Genomic DNA, 14,516 nt, shown 5'->3' on the forward strand with positions numbered 1-14,516 from the left:
ACATTGCGAATGTCGCTAAATGAGAAGCATCAAACTGATTGATAAAAATAAACTTTTATTATTGGAACTAGCTGATGTTATAACTAACGTTAGCGATTTATTGGATGGATTTTGACTTTAAAAACCCCGTTCCGCAAAATTTTTCAACTTAAAATTCTAACTTTCAATGCCTAATAAATTGGCAATTTTTTGATTTTCCGAATGCCATAACTGTTTTGGTGCTGCATTAAAAATAATTTTTCCATTATCAATAACAAGGCAACGTGAGAAGTGGTGAAGAGAATCATCTAAATAATGCGAGACCATCATTAAAGTAAGGTTGAATTCGCTACATACTTGATTAACAAGAGCTAGCATTTCAAAACGTAATGCTTGATCAAGGGCAGAAAATGGTTCATCAAGGAGTAAAATTGGACGATGTTGTATTAAACAGCGTGCCAGTGCAACGCGTTGCCGTTGACCACCTGAGAGCTGTTCGGGATAACGTTGGTTAAAGCCTTCTAATCCGACACGCACTAATATGTCACCAATTATTGTCCGTTCTGCTCGGCTAAGTTTTAATAATGGTTTAATACCTAACGCTATATTTTGTTCGACAGTGAGATGGCTAAATAAATTATTGTTTTGGAATAGCATCGATACCGGCCGTTTACCCGGTAAAGTCGTGGTGACGTTTTGATGATTTAGGATAATTTGCCCTGAATGAGGAAAAATAAATCCGGCAATTAAACTGAGTAATGTACTTTTGCCTGCACCGCTTGGGCCAACAATCACTACTCTTTCTTTAGCAGCAATATTAAGCACAAAGTGCATGTTGAAGTTATCATATTGATACTCAGTTTTTTGAAGTTCGATCATAATCCATAACAACCAATAAGCTAAATGATAAAATTAATAAAATTGCTGCTGTTACTATACTTTCTTTGTATTGATAATGCGATATCTGCTGATATAAATAATAAGGTAAAGTGGTGACTGACTGCCCACCAAATAAAGCAATTACACCAAAATCGCCCAATGACAAGATGCCAGCAAATGCAAAGCTCATTAATATTGTTCTTCTTAACCCTCTAAAATCAATTAGATAAAAGTGAGTTAAACCATTAATATTCAGTGATTGGGTAAGTCGCCAATATTGAGCAGTAATATCATACATTGGAACGGTAAGATTTTTTGTAATAAATGGTAAAGCCATCAATCCATTACAAACCATCATCAATAAGCAGATAAAAACGGTATTATTACTATAGTCAAATAGTAATAAAAATAATCCTGATGCCAATACCATACTTGGTATGGCTAGAATCAGTGATGCAATTAATAATAGTCCATTACTCAATCGCGGTTGTCTATTTATCAGTAGTCGACTGTTGGTCCAAAGTAATAGTAACCCTAGTGTCATGGCAATAATTGATGAACCAATTGCAATAATGATTGAAAAAAGTAAAGCTTGCTGTAATGAGAAGGTCAACAGTGAAAATTGAAAGAAATAGATACCTTGAAAAAGGATGGTCAGCATCGGTAACAGTATAAACAATCCACCAATCAAAACTAGCACTGAACTAACAATTTTTAATCCTTTGGGTAGAGGTAAACGATAGTCTGTTTGAGTAAATTTTAGCGTTAATTTTTTATCGATTCTGTTTATCTTTTGCATTAATCCAATGAAGGCAATACAACAAACTAATTGTAAACAGGCAAGTAATGCTGCTTGTAACAGATCAAAATCACGAATTGCTTGATAAATAGCAACTTCAAGCGTGGTATATTTTGGCCCGCCACCTAATGCTAAAACAATGGCAAAACTTGAAAAACATAACATAAAAATTAATGCCGCCATAGGTAATATTTGTCTACGCAGTAATGGCCATTCAATAATTTTAAAAAAAGTTACATTGCTAAAATTTAATTGCGCAGCTAAATGTTTTTGTTCAATAGGTACGCTTTGTAAGGTTTGATAAAATAGGCAGCAGGCATAAGGGAAATTCAGGAATACATGCGCCAATAAAATGCCTTGTAAACCATAAATTGAAAATGAGAATGGTATGTGTAATATTTGGCAGATATTTGATAATAAACCTTGTCGCCCGTAAACCGATAGTAAACCAGTCACAACAACTAGTGTTGGTAAGATAAAGGTAATAGGCATCATTTTCAATAACAACTTTTTACCTTTAAAATCGACTAAAGATAATGCTTTAGCCATTAATATAGCTGCGATTAGTGATAATAACGTCGACAATACAGCTTGGTAAAAAGTTATCCATATAATATGCAATATGTAACTATCAAAATAGATGGTTAAATTTCCTGACTGCAAGGCAAATTTCCAGATAGCGAGAAGTGCTGAACTTAATATGATTAAAATTAAACTAGCAGCACTGATACCTGGTAATAATGATCTGAATTTTAACATTAATAATACTTAACTAGTTACTTATTGCTGACTGCCACTCACGAATCCAGCCTTTTTGATGTTTTTCAATCTCTTCCGGTGTAAATTCTAGCGATTTATCAATGGTATTAATTTGCTTATAGGCATCGGGTAGATCGGTTTTAATAATTGGATACATCACATTTTTTTCAGCAAATTGTCGTTGTATCTCAGGTGTTAGTAAGTAACGTAAAAATTGTCGAGCTAAATCGACTTCTTGGCTATATTTAATGATGCCAGCCACTTCGACTTGGCGATAGTGACCTTCAGCAAAAATCGCGGCTGCGTAGCTATGGTTATTTTCATTAATAATATGTGCTATCGGCGATGTGCTATAACTTAATACCAAATCAGCCTCATCTTTTAAGAACATACCATAGGCTTCACTCCAACCTTTAGTTACTGTGACTGTATGTTTAGCAACTTGTTGCCACGCATTTGCCGCCTCGTCACCATAGACTTTTTTCATCCAAAACAATAAACCTAGTCCTGGAGTGCTGGTTCTAGGATCTTGATAAATGATTTTCCAATTAGCTTGGTTTTCGACCAATTCATGTAATGAATGAGGAGGATTTTTGATCTTATCTTGATTATAGATAAAAGCGAAATAGCCAAAATCGTAAGGAATAAAACTATCATCCCACCAATCGGTATTGAGGTTATCGGGTTTACTAATTTGATGCGGAATTAAGATATCCGCTTGCTTGGCTTGTGCTAATAGGTTGTTATCTAATCCTAAAATAACATCCGCATTTGTTTTGTCGCCTTCAAGGCGAATGCGATTTAAAACAGATACGCCATCCCCCAATGTGACAACATCAAGTTGGCAATGACATTGCGCTTCGAAGCCTTTTTTTATTGCTTCACCCGGCCCCCATTGTGACATAAATGAATTGTAACTATAAACGGTTAGGGTTGGTTGTTGTGCATTAGCTAGATGACTAAATAGTGAAAATGAAAATATAACAGATAGTAAAAAGTTTTTACGAAACATTTTGCCTCCAAAGTAATGTGTAAAAGACAAAAGGTTTGAGCAGATATAATAACTCAAATCCCTCCGCTGGTATTATCCAGTTCAGGTTCGACGAGTTATGTCAGTTTTTCTGACACTCTCAGCCCTTCAGGGCACCCCGTTGAGAACGATGAGTAGTTTAGTGGTAGCAAATAGAATTGTAAACAGGCGAGGTGTTGATAAATACAAATTTATACATATTAAAACAAGGTAAGATTACAGGCAATCAGTGACAATTGTTGTGTTTGTCGGTATTATATGCCTCATTTTATGATTATTGATTAGGTACAATGTGAATATTCAACAACTATTAACGCAACGAGTTTCGCAAGCAATGATTATGGCTGGTGCAGATAAAAACTGTGATGCTTTAATCAAGCAATCAGCCAAAGTTCAATTTGGTGATTATCAAGCAAATGGTATCATGGCTACCGCTAAAAAATTGGCTATGCCACCACGCGCATTGGCAGAAAAAGTATTACAACATCTGGATATTGAAGATATTGCCGATAAAGTAGAAATAGCTGGCCCGGGTTTTATTAATATCTTTTTAAAAAATAGTTGGATTGCCGAGCAGAACGAAGTAGCGTTAAGTAGCGATAAATTGAATATCACTTTACCAGCTAAACCACAAACTATTGTGGTTGATTACTCAGCACCAAACGTAGCCAAAGAGATGCATGTTGGTCATTTACGCTCAACGATTATTGGTGATGCGAGTGTTAGAGTCTTAAATTTTCTTGGTCACAATGTGATTCGAGCTAATCACGTTGGTGATTGGGGAACCCAATTTGGTATGTTAATCGCTTACCTTGAAAAAATGCAAAATGAACAGGCCAACGATATGGATCTATCGGATCTAGAATCTTTTTATCGTGCAGCCAAAAAACATTATGACGAAGATGAAGTCTTTGCTGAAAAAGCCCGTAATTATGTCGTTAAGCTTCAAGGCGGTGATGAGTATTGCCGTGAAATGTGGCGAAAACTGGTTGATATTACCATGACGCAAAATATTGCCACATATAAACGACTCAATGTCACACTTTCACTAGAAGATACCATGGGTGAAAGTATCTATAACAGTATGCTTCCGGGTATTGTTGCCGATCTTAAACAGAAAAAATTAGCCGTTGAAAGTGAAGGCGCTATTGTTGTGTTTTTAGATGAGTATAAAAATAAAGAAGGCGAACCAATGGGTGTTATCATCCAAAAACGAGATGGTGGTTATCTTTATGCAACAACCGATATTGCCTGTGCAAAATATCGTTATGAAACCTTACACGCGGATCGTATTTTATATTATACCGATTCACGTCAACATCAACATTTAGAACAAGTTTGGGCGATTGTGCATAAAGCAAAATATGTCCCAGAATCTTTAAAACTTGAACATCATATGTTTGGTATGATGTTAGGTAAAGATGGTAAACCTTTTAAAACGCGTTCAGGTGATACCGTTAAACTAAATGATCTACTCGATGAAGCAACCGAGCGAGCAGCAACATTAATTAAAAGCAAAAATCCTGATCTTTCTGATGCCGAGCTTGCTCAAGTGGTTGATGCAGTTGCCATTGGTGCGGTTAAATATGCTGATCTATCCAAAAATAGAACAACTGATTATGTATTTGATTGGGATAATATGCTGTCATTTGAAGGCAATACAGCACCTTATTTACAGTATGCCTATACCCGTGTACTTTCAGTATTTAAAAAATCAAATATCAATGAAGACAATCTAGATGGTCATATCGATTTAGGTACTGAAAAGGAACGAGCGTTAGCAATTCGTTTGAATCAATTTGATGAAACAATCACAACTGTTGCCGCCGAAGGTACCCCACATGTTCTTTGTGCGTATCTGTATGATATCGCTACCCTATTTTCAAGTTTTTATGAACATTGCCCTATTTTGGCCGCCGAAAATGAAAGTTTGAAAGTTAGCAGATTGAAACTGGCCTCATTAACAGCCAAAACGCTCAAAACGGGTTTAGATATGCTTGGTATTAAAACCGTTGACAAAATGTAAGCTTATTTGCCACCGATATGATTAAATATCGGTGGTTTTGTTGGTATTTAGTTATCCGCTTAGACATCAACCTGTTTAGCTATACAAATCGATAATCCATCAACCTGCTCCTTGGCAAAATTAGCAAATTCAACAAAATGTGGCGTTGTATTATGTAAGTCAATCGCCTGCTGTGATTGCCATGTTTCTATTACTATATAAATATTGGGATTCTCAATACTTTGATTCAGCTCATAGCGAACACAACCGTGTTCAGCTCGACTACCGATAACTAATCGTTTAAATATAGGTTTAAATGCTTCATGATACTCTGGTTTTATCGTAATGGTGGCAATAATGTTTAGTTGTGACATATTCTACCCTTATAAGTAAACTTGTTTTGTAATGATTGAAATCCTACTGTTAAGAATAAACAGCTTTTAATAACCATGCTAATCTCATTTTTTCGACCATTATACTTATTATTAAATAGTAAGTTAGGCATATGTAATTTAAAAGTTTACTCTTTAAGAGTATAAATAGACTTTTTTTAGTTTGAAAAATCTAAAAAATAATACTTTAACCTTTTCATTTATTTAAATATTTTTAAAATTAAAATACTTGATCTTAACAATGAATCCATTAAAATCTTTCCCACTTCGGGAAAAATAATAAAGTGTAAACTTCCATGACAACTTGTGTTTTCATTGCTATAAGAAATATCCTAACAGGTTTATTTTGATCCTCCTTTTTGGGGGATTTTTTTTATCCATTTTTTATTAAAACTTAATAGTAACCAAATTTTAGAGGCGCATTATGACCGATAATAAACAAATGTTATCAACCAGTCGAGATCAGAGCTTGAAAGCATATTTGATGAACAAAATTAAACAAAATGGTGGTTGGGTTAATTCACATATGCATGCTGATCGTGCTTTTACTATCACTGTAGATAGTTTTGATGTCTACCAAAAACAGACTTTAATTGAAAAATGGGACACGCTTGATAAAGTGAAAGCAGCAATGACCGAAGATGATTATTATCGGCATTTTAGCATGGCGGTTGAACGCATGATTGAACAAGGTGTTACTGCCATGGGTTCATTTGTTGACATTGATCCGATTGCCGAAGAGCGAGCAATTAGAGGTGCGCTACGAGCTCGTGAAACATATAAAAACGATATTACGATTAAATTAGTCAATCAAACTCTTAAAGGAGTTATTGATAAAGAAGCCAGATACTGGTTTGATAAAGGTGCTGATTTAGTAGATATTATTGGTGGTTTGCCGCGTCGAGATGAGCGAGATCATGGTGAAGGAATGGGATTAAAACATTTAGATGTGTTAATGAAGACCGGTAAAGCATTAGGCAAAATGGTACATGTCCATGTTGACCAGTTTAACTCATCAGATGAAATCGAAACCGAGCAACTTACTGATAAAACCATTGAGCATGGTATGCATGGTCGCGTGGTGGCTATTCATAGTATTTCAATTACCGCTCATAGTTTGGAATATCGTCAAAAACTCTACCAAAAAATGAAAGAAGCTAAAATGATGGTAATTGCTTGCCCATTTGCTTGGATTGATAGCCCGCGCCGTGAAGAACATGGCCCTACCCGCAATTCATTAACGCCAGTCGATGAACTTGCTACCGCCGGGATACCTGTTGCTATTGGAACAGATAACGTCAGTGATTATATGTTACCTTTTTCAACCGGTAATATGTGGGAAGAGCTTAAATTATTAGTCACTGGCTGTCGTTATACAGATTTAGATAATGTGGTAAATGTTGCCACCAAAAATGGGCGTATGGTATTAGGCATCGAATAATTGTCTGATTAAAAATTTAACTGAGATTTAATCATCTTTAAAAATAAAAATCCCACCCAGAGAATAACTGAGTGGGATTATATTTATTGATTATTATTTATAATTGATGAATTGCTGAAGAAAGCCTAGAAAGGTAATTGCTAAGACTTGATTTTATATCATCTTCTGCTTGTTGTCTTAATTCACTACGAGAATAGTAATTACCGTCTGTACTATCAAATTCGTAACTAGGTTTATCACCAGTATAGGTATACTTAACTTGCCTTGAACTTTTTTCAGCTGAAAATCTGTCATAATAACCACTTAATCCAGAAATATTTACGCTAAGGTTTAAGCTATAATTATTTACTAATGTTTCAGTTTGTAAATTATATTCTTTTTCACCATTCTTTTTAGTGTCATTTGTTACTGAACCGCCATCTTCAGAATATCGCTCATCTTCACTAAGATTAATAGTAATGTCACTACCAGTACTGTTGTTAACTAATATAATAGCATCATCATTTTTGAAATAATCTTCAACAAAATTAGAAAATGAATTTGTATTACCTGTCACATATAGTCTTATTTGACCCTTGGTGGTATATTCTATTGCTTTTTGTTCCGAATCTCGATAATTACCATATTTTGCATAAGTATTCGCGGCATGTTGATAATTTGTTGCTGCTTGTCGATATTGATAACTTCGAGTCGCATTTTTAGCTATTTTTTCACCTTGAGAATAAGAATCAAACGCTTCTTTGTTTCTCGCTTTTTTTTCATAGTAACGAGCTAATTTTTCAGTATCTTTGTATTGACCTAATGGCTTATAAATAACACTAATAGTTCTAAAACAAGCTAGCGCTGCATTATAATCACCACTCCGTATTTCCTGTTTAGCAAGATTGTATAATGTTTGTGCCGCAAGCTGCCTATATTTAGTATCCGCATGAATATAGGCTTTTTCGATATTTTTATCGTAATATCTATCTAAAGATTTTTTAAATAAAGCTGCTCTTTCTTCATAATCACCAGCAGAATTAGTTGGGATAGCATTTGCTTGTTGAGTATAAAAGTTAGCAATATTTTGTTTTAGACGTTCACTAGGATATTTGTCCAAAAAGAATGCTAATTCGGAACTGTAAAAGTGATCACTCAAACGCTGATTAAGCTCTAATAATTTCTCATATATTTCTTGGCGTTGTTCATCATTGCTCTTTGTGGTATTAGCTAATTCATTTTCATATTTATTCATCACATCGGTAACTAACTGACGCAGCTGGGCGGCATCAGTTTGCTTAAAGTTTGCTTCACTTTTTTTCTCTATTTTTGTCGCTAATAAATTGATACTTTCAATATAACTTCCTTCAGCATATGCTTCTTGAAATGTGCGTTGGTGCGCACAAGCAACTAATAAAAATATTGATAAAGAAACCAAAATAATTTTCATTAATTTTTTAATTTTCATAAAGTTTCCCTTTATAGGTATGAAAGATCTTGAGCAATACTATCAAGTATTGATCTTAATTCAGCACTTTGTTCGCTTTTAGCTCTTTGTTCTAATTCATTTGGAGATTCTAAAACACCTTCGTTATAGTCATGTACATGTGAAGGTACATCTCCACCCCAATAATGAACCTCATATTTTTCTGAAGATTTTTCTATAGTAAATGAGCTACTTGAATTAATAAGTCCTGTAACGCTTATTTCAGTCAATAATGTTAAGCTATTGCGATAAGTTCTGGTTGACTCGTTGTAAGACACTTCTTTAAAAGTTTCGACCTGAGTTGTATGCCCTTGAGCATCGGTCTGTTCTACATATTTATCAAATACTTTTTCGCGTTTTATTTCCATGTTATACGATTGTTGAGGGGAATAATAACGGCTATTACAAGTCACATTAATTATGATATCTGCACCAGATGGAGAACTGACAAAGGAGAGATAATTAGCAGAAAAAGCCGAGCTTACATCAGAACAGTGATCGTCTGAATGAAAATAAACCGATATTAAACCTTTATCAAGATACTTTTCAGCTAAAGAAGCTGCATCTTTATAACGTCCAAAACGACTATATACGTCTGCGGCTTGCCTATAATATTCGCCAACTGAACGAAAAGTTGAGCGTCTATCAGCGCCTTTTGCCAGATTTTTTCCTTTTTGATAAGCCTCTTCGGCCATTAAAGTAGCGTGTTTTTTAGCATTATCATAAGCGCGTTTATCACTGTCTTTATATTTACCCAGTGGTTGATATACTGATGATGCTTGACTAAATGCCTCAGACGCAGCGTTATAATCTTTCTGTTTTTCGAAATTTCTACCTTGATCATAGAAATCTTTAGCGGCAATCTGCATATATTTGCTATTAGCATTTTTATATAAAGTAGCAATATTTTTATAACTGTAGTAAGACAAACCACTTTTATATAACTCAGCTTTTGTATGATAGCTATCAGAATCAGTACCTGTGATTGATTTACCATAATCATAAAAATCTTTAGCAATAATTTGCCTCAAACTTTCAGCAGGATATTTATCAAAAAAGTTCACTAATTCCGCACTGTAAAAACGGTTAGTTAAGCGCTTATTCATCTCTAACAGTCTTTCATAGATTTCAATGCGTTTTTTATAATCAGTATTATTGGTACTGGCTAATTCATCCTCATATTTATTCATTACATCAGTGACTAACTGACACAGCTGGGCTGCATCAGTTTGCTTAAAGTTTTCTTCACTTTTTTCCTCTATTTTTGCCGCTAATAGATTGATGCTTTCAAGATAGTTCCCTTCAGCATAAGCATCTTGAGATGTGCGTTCGTGAGTACAACTCACTAATAAAAACATTAATAAACTTGCAATAATAATTCTTATCATGTTTTTCCTTATTAAAAATTGTCCTTTATAGGTATGAAAGATCTTTGGCAATATCGTCTAATCTTGAGTTTAGCTCGGATAATAAATCTCTTTTGGCTTGAGTAAATAAATCATCTTTCGATTTTAAGCGACCATCACTGTGATTATGAAATTTGGCAGGTACATTACCACTATAAATATAGTCATGTTTAACTGAGGTTTCTTCAATTTTAAATGATTTGCTATAACTATAGATACCGTGAACCTCAATGCTAGCCGTTAGGGTTAATTTGTTACTATGAGTTACTGTTTGTAAATTATATCGTTGATCTTTGTAAGTTTTGATTTGAGTTGTATTACCGTTTTTATCTTTTGCTTCAATATATTTATCAAAGACTTGTTCAATCTTAGTTTCATTGGTTTCTGATTTATCTAGATCGACAAAATCACTTTTAAAGTCAATTCGAATATCTATCTCTGCACCACTCGAGTAATTGGCAAATTGAATATAATTTGCACTTAATTTATCTCTTATTTCATCGGTGAAACTTGAACCATAGTAATAAACTTTAATTATGCCTTTTTTAGCATAAGTATCAGCTAATGAACTGGCGTCAAAATATTGTCCATATGGCTGATATATAGATGCTGCTTGCGCATAATACTTGGCAACTTCTCGATATTCATAACGCTTTGTCGCATTCATTGCCAGTTGTTTAGCTTGTTGATAAGCCTCTTGAGCCTGCTGGGTAGCATATTTTTTGTCATTATCTTTCGCAAGTTTGTCACTATCTTTATATTTACCTAGTGGTTTGTATATCAATGAAGCCTGACTAAAGGCTTGAGCAGCAGCTTTATAATTTAACTGTTGTTCGAATTGTTTACCTTGGTCATAGTAATTTTTGGCTGCCATTTGCATATATTTAGTATTGGCATTTTTATATAAAGTGGCGGCATTTTTATAATTGTCGTATGACAAACTATTTTTATATAATTCGGCTTTTGTTCGATAACTTTCACTGTCAGTGCCAGTGATGTAATTACCATAATCATAATACTCTTTAGCAAGAGTTTGCTTTAATTGCCTAGTGTCATATTTGTCATTGAAAAAACTGATGTGATCAGAATAAAAGCGATTACTTAATATCTCTTTCATAGTTAATAAATGCTTATATGCATCTATTTTTTGTGGATAATCATATTGATGGAAGTAATTTAGGTCTTTTTCATAAAACTGCATTACACTACTAACAATAGTTTGTAGGCGCTTAGCATCCTCTTGATCAAACTTTGCTGGCCCTTTTTCATCCAAACTGGCAGCTAAAAGATTGATACTTTCTATATAGCGACCTTCCTTAAATGCATCTTCGGCTGTTCGCGTATGGCATGCCGTTAATAAAAATATACAAAAAATAGCAATAATCGTGCGCATAAACTTCCTTTCTTTACTTCTTTTTTTCTACTAGTTATTTCAAGTATTTCATATCCATTTTTTTGATATGTTTATATAAAAATGGCTATTTTTATCAGTTTATTAAAAAACTGTTGGTTGAGTTTATGCTAAACTTTTAGCTAATTATTAACTTTTATTGCTACTTTTTTTACGTTTTGTTATTAATTATTAACAATAAATGCTATTAGTGGTTTTGGTAAATGTTTAAAATTAATTGGCGGGATGATGTTACCCTTAAATAAAATAATCATTTTTATTTAAGGGTTAACAAAATTTTATATTCGTGTTGGTTTTTTATTCGTTTTTTGACGAGCAGTTCGACTAGACTGATTGATTTTGATACGCTTTGGTCTAACAATACGTTTGTCAAACGATGATTTTGTTGTAAAACTTTTCATTTCAGCTGGTAAGCCAACTAACTCTCGTAGGTAATTAACAGAATCAATACCTAATTCCATCCATGTGCCACGAGATAAACCTTTCGGTAAAGTAATATTACCGTAACGAATACGTAGCAAGCGGCTAACTTGAACATCAATTGCTTCCCACATCCGACGGACTTCTCGATTGCGACCTTCGGTAATAACGACATTAAACCATTGATTCAATCCATCACCACCTTGAGGTTTAATGGAGTTAAATGCAGCTGGACCATCTTCAAGCTGAACACCTTTGCGAAGTTGGTTAAGTTGTTGATCGGTAATATTACCAAATACTCGAACAGCATACTCACGTTCAATTTCATGCCTTGGATGCATGAGGCGATTTGCCAATTCGCCATCCGTTGTGAATAGTAATAAACCCGATGTATTTATATCAAGTCGACCAATGTTGATCCAGCGGGCATTTTTTAAGCGAGGTAATCGCTCAAACACTGTTGCTCGCCCTTGCGGATCATTTCGAGAACAGATTTCGCCTTCAGGTTTATAATAAGCTAGAACACGACAAACCTCTTTTTCTTTACTTCTTAACTGAACTAAATGACCATTGATACGAATTTTTGGACTAGCATTGACATCTACGCGATCACCTAAAGTCGCGATTTTACCATCAACACTAATTTTGCCGGCAACGATCATCGCTTCAATTTCACGACGTGAACCATTGCCTAGATTGGCTAATACTTTTTGTAATTTTTCAGTATTATCTGATTGTGAACTTTTACGATTCGACGTTTGGCTTAATTTGGTATTTTTTTTACGAGCGATATCACTTTCTTGCTCAATTAGTTTATCTGCTCCACGTTGTTTTTTGGAAAATGCAGATCTATTTTGTTTCATATAATCCTCACTGTTACCTTCTCAGGTATCATTTATTAACTCAATAACTCATTGATATATTATTAATTTGTTTACTCGAATGGTCTGATATCACCACTACCTTGACGAATAATATCTGGATAATCGTTAGTTAAATCAATTACTGTTGTTGGCTGTTCACTAATATAACCACCATGAACGATAGCATCTAGTTGGTGACCAATTTTATCTTCAATTTCTTCGGGATCAGACTGAGCTTCATTTTCATTAGGTAAAATAAGCGTAGTTGTCATTAAAGGTTGTCCTAATAATTCAAGAAGCGCTAAATCAATTTTATTATCAGGAATACGCAGTCCAATCGTTTTGCGTTTTTCATTCATCAAACGTCGTGGTACTTCCTTGCTCGCTTGTAAGATAAAAACATATTTACCTGGGGTATTATTTTTTAATAATCGAAAAGTAGTGTTATCGACATATGCATAAGATGAGAGTTCCGATAGATCGCGACACATTAAGGTAAAGTTATGGTGTTTATCCAGATTACGGATTTGACAAATACGATCTACACCATATTTATTATCAAGCAAACAACCTAGCGAATAACCTGAATCAGTAGGAAATGCAATGACGCCACCATCATTTAATATTTTGACGACTTGATCTAATAACCTTGTTTGTGGGTTATCAGGATGAATATAAAAAGTTTGGCTCATAATATTCTTCTTTATTGATAGCAGGTTAAAAAAATGTGAGGAAAGGGCTTTTTCATCACGGTTTATAGCGCTAATTGATACTATTTTAGTTTAATATATTTATTATATCCAGTTATGCCAAATAGGTGTAACGCTACCAGGCAATGGCGTAGTTTTACCAAGATCAAGGTAATTAAGCAAATCGTGGAAATCCGAACCTTGTGATGCAAGTAATTCAAATTCATTAGCCAATTTTGCTAATCGTTGTAAATCATCTTGAGTTTGGCGGCTCTGAGAAACTTCAATACCATCACCACCATATGATTTAAATTCACTAATTAATAATTTTAGTTTAGTTAAGGTCAAATCATAGCGTGTCGGGTGTGCTAAAACCGCTTGTCCACCTGCTGCATGTATCGCATTAACCGCATCAGCAATACTACACCATTTGGCAGGAACGTAGGCATAACCACTTTTACCCAGATATTTTTTAAATGCACGTTTAATATCTTTAACATAATTATTAGCGACTAAAAAGCGGGCAAAATGAGCTCGAGATACAATATCACCTTTAGAAAATTGTTGGGCTTGCTCATAAGCATTGTCGATGCTCACTTTAGCTAATTTTTCACTAATACTGATTGCTCTATCAATACGACTTTGTTCTTGTGCAGTTAATAATTCAAGCAAGTGGGAATTTTCAATGTCGATATTCAAACCAACAATATGAATTTCATTATTCTTCCACATTGTTGACACTTCAACCCCATAGATTAATTTAACTGGCAAATTATTTCGTTCTATGGTCGCTTTCGCTTCTAACAATCCTTTGATAGTATCGTGATCGGTAATCGCTAGCATATTGATTTGATTATCAACAGCTCTTTTGACCAGTTCACTTGGCGTTAAAATTCCATCTGATGCAGTTGTGTGCGAATGTAAGTCAACGATCACTTTTTTCTCGAAAATTATTTTTAAACGTGTAATATACCACAC

12 protein-coding genes and 1 riboswitch are annotated in these 14,516 nt (G+C 34.3%); of the genes, 2 read left to right on the forward strand and 10 right to left on the reverse strand.

Translation table 11 applies throughout. The features are described 5' to 3' along the window. Nucleotides 1-156 precede the first annotated feature (156 nt). The 3 genes from thiQ to thiB are packed head-to-tail and all read right to left on the reverse strand — an operon-like array spanning nucleotide 157 to nucleotide 3,428. Entirely contained in the window at nucleotides 157-858 is a 702-nt protein-coding gene (gene thiQ, locus H3T83_RS10390; RefSeq protein WP_086320183.1) for a thiamine ABC transporter ATP-binding protein ThiQ, read from the reverse strand. After that, entirely contained in the window at nucleotides 836-2,416 is a 1,581-nt protein-coding gene (gene thiP, locus H3T83_RS10395; RefSeq protein WP_198215713.1) for a thiamine/thiamine pyrophosphate ABC transporter permease, read from the reverse strand. Before thiP ends, thiQ begins: the two co-directional genes overlap by 23 nt. A gap of 13 nt (nucleotides 2,417-2,429) precedes the next feature. Further along, nucleotides 2,430-3,428, reverse strand: coding sequence for a thiamine ABC transporter substrate binding subunit (thiB, locus tag H3T83_RS10400; protein ID WP_086354236.1), 999 nt, complete (start codon nucleotides 3,426-3,428; stop codon nucleotides 2,430-2,432). A 40-nt stretch (nucleotides 3,429-3,468) separates the two neighbouring features. Continuing rightward, a riboswitch (TPP riboswitch) is annotated at nucleotides 3,469-3,577 on the reverse strand. 161 nt (nucleotides 3,578-3,738) lie between these two features. On the opposite strand from thiB, the gene argS reads away from it, so the two are divergent. Beyond that, on the forward strand, nucleotides 3,739-5,472 hold the full coding sequence (gene argS / locus H3T83_RS10405) for an arginine--tRNA ligase (RefSeq protein WP_065651861.1): 1,734 nt from the start codon (nucleotides 3,739-3,741) through the stop codon (nucleotides 5,470-5,472). Between the two features lie 59 nt (nucleotides 5,473-5,531). Here the strand turns inward: argS and H3T83_RS10410 are convergent, their stop codons facing one another. Further along, complete coding sequence (locus H3T83_RS10410) at nucleotides 5,532-5,825, reverse strand: putative quinol monooxygenase (protein ID WP_198215714.1); 294 nt, start codon at nucleotides 5,823-5,825, stop codon at nucleotides 5,532-5,534. A gap of 442 nt (nucleotides 5,826-6,267) precedes the next feature. On the opposite strand from H3T83_RS10410, the gene H3T83_RS10415 reads away from it, so the two are divergent. Next, nucleotides 6,268-7,284 carry an amidohydrolase family protein gene (locus H3T83_RS10415; protein WP_198215715.1) on the forward strand — a complete coding sequence of 339 codons (1,017 nt, stop codon included), beginning with the start codon at nucleotides 6,268-6,270 and terminating at the stop codon, nucleotides 7,282-7,284. Nucleotides 7,285-7,381: 97 nt separating this feature from the next. On the opposite strand, the gene H3T83_RS10420 is transcribed toward H3T83_RS10415, so the two are convergent. From H3T83_RS10420 to H3T83_RS10445, 6 genes are all read right to left on the reverse strand, one after another. Continuing rightward, nucleotides 7,382-8,731, reverse strand: a complete 1,350-nt coding sequence (locus tag H3T83_RS10420; RefSeq protein WP_198215716.1) for a hypothetical protein — start codon at nucleotides 8,729-8,731, stop codon at nucleotides 7,382-7,384. A gap of 11 nt (nucleotides 8,732-8,742) precedes the next feature. Beyond that, nucleotides 8,743-10,137 (reverse strand): hypothetical protein, encoded by a 1,395-nt coding sequence (locus H3T83_RS10425; RefSeq protein WP_198215717.1) that lies wholly within the window; start codon nucleotides 10,135-10,137, stop codon nucleotides 8,743-8,745. Between the two features lie 25 nt (nucleotides 10,138-10,162). Next, entirely contained in the window at nucleotides 10,163-11,548 is a 1,386-nt protein-coding gene (locus H3T83_RS10430) for a hypothetical protein (protein WP_198215718.1), read from the reverse strand. 296 nt (nucleotides 11,549-11,844) lie between these two features. Further along, nucleotides 11,845-12,849 (reverse strand): 23S rRNA pseudouridine(2605) synthase RluB, encoded by a 1,005-nt coding sequence (gene rluB / locus H3T83_RS10435; RefSeq protein WP_198215719.1) that lies wholly within the window; start codon nucleotides 12,847-12,849, stop codon nucleotides 11,845-11,847. A 71-nt stretch (nucleotides 12,850-12,920) separates the two neighbouring features. Further along, nucleotides 12,921-13,541, reverse strand: a complete 621-nt coding sequence (locus tag H3T83_RS10440) for an L-threonylcarbamoyladenylate synthase (protein WP_086361781.1) — start codon at nucleotides 13,539-13,541, stop codon at nucleotides 12,921-12,923. Nucleotides 13,542-13,643: 102 nt separating this feature from the next. Further along, the gene (locus H3T83_RS10445; protein WP_198215720.1) at nucleotides 13,644-14,516 is read right to left on the reverse strand and encodes a PHP domain-containing protein; all 873 of its coding nucleotides are present in this window, start codon (nucleotides 14,514-14,516) and stop codon (nucleotides 13,644-13,646) included.

The organism is Gilliamella sp. M0320 (assembly GCF_016101635.1).
GTDB classification, from domain to species: Bacteria; Pseudomonadota; Gammaproteobacteria; order Enterobacterales; family Orbaceae; genus Gilliamella; species Gilliamella apis.